We start from the raw sequence: 1,717 nt of genomic DNA, 5'->3' as shown, positions 1-1,717 counted from the left end.
CATGTGGAGTCACAGAGCGCACGGAGGACGACAACCCAAGGGGGGCTTTTCAAGATTGAATGGAGGGATAATTCTACGTCCGGCGCATTGGAACGGATCATAGCTTATCATCAGCAGACCAAGCACCAGCCCAATCGAATGGCACGCGGCCCGGGGAGGATGGACTGGTCAAATCAGCCAGATCCCTTCCGCAGCTATGAGGGATCAAAGCGATTGGCTCTTGATCGCCTGGGATTCGAAGGGATGACTGGAAAGCTCAGGCCATCTCCTCTTACAAGCGAAAACCTCTCTCGATTCTTCTTCGAAAGCCTTGCCCTTTCCGGCAGGAAAGCAGTTGCAGGCGCAGAATGGACGTTAAGGGTCAATCCATCCAGCGGCAACCTCCATCCCACAGAATGCTATCTTTTGGCTGGAGGGGGGGAGGAACTGGATCTCTCTCCAGGCGTTTATCACTATCAGCCGAAGGATCATTCCCTGGAGCTTTTGGCTGGCATAAGAGAGGAGAGCTGGCAGTCTCTTCACCTTCCCTCGGGCACCATTTTGCTCATCCTCACCACCATCTACTGGCGCGAGTCCTGGAAGTATGGAGCGAGGGCTTTTCGCTACTGCATGCTGGATCTGGGGCATGCTCTGGCTGCGGCTGGCGAGGCGGCATGTTGCCTGGGCTGGACGCTGTCCCTGCAGGAGGAGTTGGGCACGGACGACCTGGCCAGGATTCTATGGAATGAGCCGGATAAAATGACGGATGGCCCCACAGGAAAAGAGCGACCCGATGTGATGCTCGCCTTATTCAGCGATGGTAGGGTCCACAGAATAGATGAGTGCCTGATCTCCGGGATAGAGACTGAGCCTCTATCCCTTCGACCCAATATCCTGAGCCCAAGCATCGTTCCCTGGCAGGAGATCGATATGGCAAGCGAGGCGGCGAAAAAGCCCCAGATCAGCGATGCCTACTCTCGATCTGCTGCCAGAGCAGAAGAGGTGCTGCGGATTGAGTTAAAAGGCAAGTCCGCTTCGATAAAAGAAGCAGCTACTGATGTATCTGGAGATATATCCAGGGAATACTGCCACATCCTTCGCAGGCGGCGCAGCGCGCAGGCCATGGACGGGAGGGCCACGATGCCACTGGATAGTTTTCATGCCATCCTGAAGGCGACGATGCCCGAGCGGGCAAAGCCCGGCCTGCCCTGGAGGCCACAGGTCAATCCGGTGCTCTTCGTCCACCGGGTGGAGGAGATGGACCGGGGGCTGTACATCCTCTTGCGAGATGAAAGGGCAAAAGAGGATCTGCGAGGAGCGATGGACCCGGACTTTTTCTGGGAGAGGCCATCGCGCACGCCACCGGGCCTGGAGCTCTACCAGCTGGCCCAGGGCGACGCCCGTCTGGCAGCCAAAGAGTCGTCCTGTAGGCAGGATATTGCATCGGACGGATGCTTTGCCGTCGCCATGATATCCCGGTTTGAAGATCCTATTGAGGAATATGGTCCATGGTTTTATTCCCGGCTCTACTGGGAATGCGGCATGATCGGCCAGGCACTCTACCTGTCAAGCGAGGCAACGGGCTACAGGGGTTGCGGCATAGGCTGCTTTTTCGATGGTATGGTTCACCGCATGCTGGGCCTGTTCGATTTAGGGTACCAGGACCTCTACCACTTCACCGTAGGCCGGGCGCTCACCGATCCCAGGCTGATCGATCTGCCCGCTTACGGCTGATCGA

At 57.1% G+C, this 1,717-nt stretch carries 1 protein-coding gene; it reads left to right on the top strand.

Annotated elements, in window-relative coordinates; translation table 11 throughout:
* Positions 1-1,713, top strand: a 1,713-nt coding sequence (locus BP822_RS04145; RefSeq protein WP_286877789.1) for a SagB/ThcOx family dehydrogenase, incomplete at its 5' end; no start/stop codon positions are given.
* Between the last annotated feature and the right edge of the window lie 4 nt (positions 1,714-1,717).

It is taken from the genome of Methanosaeta sp. UBA458, assembly GCF_002496085.1.
Taxonomy (GTDB): Archaea; Halobacteriota; Methanosarcinia; order Methanotrichales; family Methanotrichaceae; genus Methanothrix; species Methanothrix soehngenii.
Note: the sequence above shows the minus strand (reverse complement) of the source record. Positions and strands in the feature narration are given on the sequence as shown.